This is a genomic window from Tepidimonas sp., from assembly GCF_036824975.1.
In the GTDB taxonomy this organism is placed as follows: Bacteria; Pseudomonadota; Gammaproteobacteria; order Burkholderiales; family Burkholderiaceae_C; genus Tepidimonas.
Genome location: NZ_DAISZC010000015.1, coordinates 1 through 4,378, shown reverse-complemented (window position 1 = coordinate 4,378; position 4,378 = coordinate 1). Strand labels below are relative to the sequence as shown.

The following is a 4,378-nucleotide window of genomic DNA, read 5'->3' as shown; positions in this document are numbered from 1 at the left end:
TCGCCGACCACCCCAACCGGTGGGGATTCCCCTGCGCCCGACGCCGCCGCTGCGGTGTCGGCTGATGCTGCCGCCCCACGTGACGCCGCCGCAACCCAGGCGGCTGTGCATGCCGGCAGTGGCGGAACCCCGACAGCGGCCGAAGTCGCCGACGCCGCGCCGGCTACACAGCGCCCGGCCGAGTCCTACCGCCTGCCGGTGGACGAGCTGGATGCCCTGATGCGCGCCGCGGGCCTGGAGTGGGTGCAGTCGGACAGCGCCAAAGTCGCCGCCGCGCAAGCCGCCATCGCAGCCGAGCCGCCCGCACCGCGCGTGCCGCGCGAACCCCGTCCCGCGCCGGTCAGCAACGAGGGGCCGCTGGTGTTGGTGGAAACCCGGCGCGATCTGCGCGACATGCGCTTCCCGTTCGACGCGTGAGGGCGCCCCGCGGCGGGGTTGATGCGGATCAACCCCGCTGGCTGCACGCACCGCTACGCTACGCCACCATGAGTACCACTGCCGCCAACACCGACGCCTTCCCCGACGTGCCTCCGTTGCTGTGGAGCGAGGCGCTGGCCACGGGAGACGACCGCATGGACGAAACACACGAGGAGTTCGTCACCCAGCTGGCGGCACTGCGGGCGCTGCCGCCTGAGCAGCAGCTCGAACCGTACCGGGCGCTGGTGGCGCACACGGTGGAGCATTTCGCGCGCGAGGAACGCTGGATGGTGGCGGTCGGCTTCGCCGTCGACAACTGTCACGCCGCGCACCACCGGCAAATTCTGGACACCATGCGCGCGGTCGAGGAGCACTTCCTGCAGGGCGACCGCGAGATCATCGGCCGCATGGCCGCCGCGCTGGCCGAGTGGTTTCCCATGCACGCGCAGACCATGGATGCCGGGTTGGCGCAGCACATGCGGTCCGTCGGCTTCGACTCCCGCACCGAGACCCTGGCCGACCCCAGCCGTGTGCGCCCGGCCACGATGACCGGCTGCGGCAGCGTCCATTGCAGCTGACGCTGCGATCCAGCAAGCCAAGCCTGTGCCGCCCGCGCTCCGCTTGGACTCTTGGGCGGCGTTGGTGCAGGGCTGGTTGCCACCTCCACCCATACCATCCCTCCCGGCGGCGACGCCATCCCGTAAGGCATCGTTTCTTCAACCCGGCAGCGGTGCATTTCACGTGACCGCCGTGGGTCTCCTCGTTACCATGCAAGTGTACCGAGGAGACCTGCCATGCCCGTCATCACCTGCATCGAAGACCTGCGCCGCCTGGCGCAGCGCCGCGTGCCGCGCATGTTCTACGACTACGCCGACAGCGGCTCGTGGACCGAAAGCACCTACCGCGCCAATGAGAGCGACTTCCAGTCCATCCGGCTGCGCCAACGCGTCGCCGTCAACATGGAAGGGCGCAGCACGCGCACCACCATGGTGGGGCAAAGCGTGGCCATGCCGGTGGCTCTCGCCCCCACTGGTCTGACCGGCATGCAGCATGCCGACGGCGAAATTCTGGCCGCCCGTGCCGCCAAGCAATTTGGCGTGCCCTTCACCCTGTCCACGATGAGCATCTGCTCCATCGAAGACGTGGCGCAGCACGCTGGCGAAGGCTTCTGGTTTCAGCTGTACGTGATGCGCGACCGCGATTTCATCGAGCGCCTGATCGACCGCGCCAAGGCCGCCCGCTGCGGCGCACTGGTGCTGACGTTGGACCTGCAGATTCTGGGCCAGCGTCACAAGGACCTAAAAAACGGCCTGTCGGCCCCGCCCAAGCTGACGCTGCTCAATATCCTGAACATGATGACCAAGCCGCGCTGGTGCTGGAACATGCTGCGCACACCACGGCGCCAGTTCGGCAACATCGTGGGGCACGTCAAGGGCGTGGCCGACATGGGCAGCCTGTCGGCGTGGACGGCGCAGCAGTTCGACCCGCGCCTGAACTGGAACGACGTCGAGTGGATCAAGAAGCGCTGGGGCGGCAAGCTCATCCTCAAGGGCATCATGGATGTCGAAGACGCCAAAATCGCCGCCCAGTCCGGGGCCGACGCGATCATCGTCAGCAACCACGGCGGGCGCCAGCTCGACGGGGCCGAGTCCAGCATCCGGGCGCTGCCACGTATCGTCGAGGCGGTCGGTCGCCAGATCGAAATCCACCTCGACGGCGGCATCCGCAGTGGGCAGGACGTGCTCAAGGCGCGCGCGCTGGGGGCGCGGGGCACCTACATCGGACGCGCCTTCCTGTACGGGCTGGGCGCGATGGGCGAGGCCGGCGTAACCAAGGCGCTGGAGATCATCCACAAGGAACTCGACCTCACGATGGCCTTTACCGGCCACACCGACATCGAAACCGTGGACCGCTCGATCCTGATTCCGGGTACCTACCCGACGCCCTGAACCACCGCATCTATCCGTCGGCGCGGGCAAGCGTCGGTCGGCCGCCCAAAAGCCCGCCGTCGCGGCGGGCTTCAGGAACGCGGCGTCCGGGGTCGTTGCAGACCCGGCTTCGTTCAGGCCGCCAGCCCAGGGTTGCCGCCCACGTTGATGATGCGCGGCTGATTGAGCTTGACCGGCTTGATCACCTTCTTGTCGCGCAGGTAGGCGGAGACCACGTCCCAAATCGGGGTGCCGGTCACGCCCTCCTGGACGGACGCCCAGCCGGCCACCTTATACTTCTTGTCCGCCTCCAGCGGTTTGCCCTTCAGCGTCAGATTCTGGATGCGCTGACCCATCGGGGCGGTCGGGTCGATCGTGTACTGGATGCCGCCAACACGCACCATGTCGCCGCCTTGCTGGTAGTACGGGTCGGGGTTGAACAGGTTGTCGGCCACGTCCTCCATGATTTCCTTGATCTGGGCGCCGGTAAACTCGTTGAGCGTGGTGGCCGGATAGGTCATCGCCATCTGATCCATCATGCGCTCGTAGGTGATAGTATCACCCGGCAGCAGGCTGGTGCCCCAGCGCACGCCCGGCGAAAACGCCGCATCTGCCCCTTTGACTTCCATCAGCGCGTCCAGAATCAGCTGGTCCCAGGTACCGTTGAAGTTGCCGCGGCGGTACAGTAGGCCCTCGGTGACGGCGAGCTTCTCTTCCAGCTTGGCCTTGTACGGCGCGCGCACCCTCTCGATATAGGCGGCCATCTCACGGTCGGCTGGCAGCAGGTTAGAAAACACCGGCAGCAGGCGGTAGCGGTAGTCACGCACTTGCCCGTCGCGCACATCAAAGTCCAGCACCGCCAGGAACTTCCCGTTGGAGCCGGCGTTGGTCACCAGCGTCTGGCCACCGCCGTTCTTGACGATCACCGGCGCTGGCATGCCGTCGTGCGTGTGACCGCCCAGGATGGCGTCGATGCCGCGCACGCGCGAGGCCATTTTGATGTCCACGTCCATGCCGTTGTGCGACAGCACCACCACCACCTTGGCCCCCTTGGCGCGCACTTCGTCTACCATCTTCTGCAGATGGTCGTCGCGAATGCCGAAGGTCCAGTCTGGCACCATCCAGCGCGGATTGGCGATCGGCGTGTAAGGAAACGCCTGCCCGATCACCGCCACCGCAATGCCGTTTTGCTCCTTGATCACGTAGGGCTGGAACACCAGCTCCTCGAAGTCCGCCGTCTTGACGTTGTGCGCGACGAAGTCGATATGGCCCTTGAAGTCCTTCTCGACCACCTCCTGCACCCGCTTGGCACCAAAGGTGAACTCCCAGTGCGGCGTCATGATGTTGACACCGAGCAGCTTGCACGCATCGACCATGTCCTGCGCGTTGGTCCACAGCGAGGTGGCCGAACCCTGCCAGGTGTCGCCGCCGTCGCACAGCAGCGCGTAGGGGCGGCTAGCCTTGAGCATCTTGACCAGTGTGGCCAGATGTGCGAAGCCGCCCACCTTGCCGTAAGTGCGTGCCGCACGTTCGAAGTCCAAGTGGGTGAACGCATGGGCCTGGCGCGTGCCGGGACGGATGCCAAAGTGCTTGAGCAGCTGCTCACCCACCAGATGCGGCGGCCGACCGACTGCATCCCCCACACCGAGGTTGACGCTCGGCTCGCGGAAGTAGATCGGCGTCAGCTGCGCATGGCAGTCGGTGAAGTGTAGAAAACTGACATTGCCGAACTTCGGCACGTCATACAGACGCTGCCCAGCGCCAGGGCGGGCGGCAAGCGCGTCCTCGTGGGCAATCGCCATGCCGGATGCGCTGGCGACCGCCAGCACCTGCAAGAACTCGCGGCGGCTGAAACTCATCTCGGATTTTCCTTCGGTTGCATCGAATAGAAACGGGCCAGCGGGCCGTAGGGTCCGCTGGCCCGGGCGTGGCCTCAGGCAGGCCCGAGACCTGCCGACGGCACGGGGCACCTCAGACGCATCAAGCGATGGTGGCCTCGTCGGTGCGGGACTCGCCTTTGTTGTCGGTCCACT

3 protein-coding genes and 1 pseudogene are annotated in these 4,378 nt (G+C 66.4%); 3 read left to right on the top strand and 1 reads right to left on the bottom strand.

Annotation, left to right across the window (positions count from 1 at the left end; genetic code table 11):
- The 3 genes and pseudogenes from V7Z54_RS03155 to V7Z54_RS03145 all read left to right on the top strand — a co-directional run.
- Positions 1 to 417: pseudogene (locus V7Z54_RS03155) on the top strand (Rne/Rng family ribonuclease); the annotation flags it as partial.
- 68 nt (positions 418 to 485) lie between these two features.
- Complete coding sequence (locus V7Z54_RS03150; protein WP_334134297.1) at positions 486 to 995, top strand: bacteriohemerythrin; 510 nt, start codon at positions 486 to 488, stop codon at positions 993 to 995.
- Between the two features lie 216 nt (positions 996 to 1,211).
- Complete coding sequence (locus tag V7Z54_RS03145) at positions 1,212 to 2,366, top strand: alpha-hydroxy acid oxidase (RefSeq protein ID WP_334134295.1); 1,155 nt, start codon at positions 1,212 to 1,214, stop codon at positions 2,364 to 2,366.
- 113 nt (positions 2,367 to 2,479) lie between these two features.
- Here the strand turns inward: V7Z54_RS03145 and soxB are convergent, their stop codons facing one another.
- Entirely contained in the window at positions 2,480 to 4,204 is a 1,725-nt protein-coding gene (gene soxB / locus V7Z54_RS03140; RefSeq protein WP_334134294.1) for a thiosulfohydrolase SoxB, read from the bottom strand.
- Between the last annotated feature and the right edge of the window lie 174 nt (positions 4,205 to 4,378).

Coding starts and splice junctions, on each gene's coding strand:
- V7Z54_RS03150 (WP_334134297.1), top strand. CDS start 486: ATGAGTACCACTGCCGCCAACACCGACGCCTTCCCCGACGTGCCTCCG.
- soxB (WP_334134294.1), bottom strand. CDS start 4,204: ATGAGTTTCAGCCGCCGCGAGTTCTTGCAGGTGCTGGCGGTCGCCAGC.
- V7Z54_RS03145 (WP_334134295.1), top strand. CDS start 1,212: ATGCCCGTCATCACCTGCATCGAAGACCTGCGCCGCCTGGCGCAGCGC.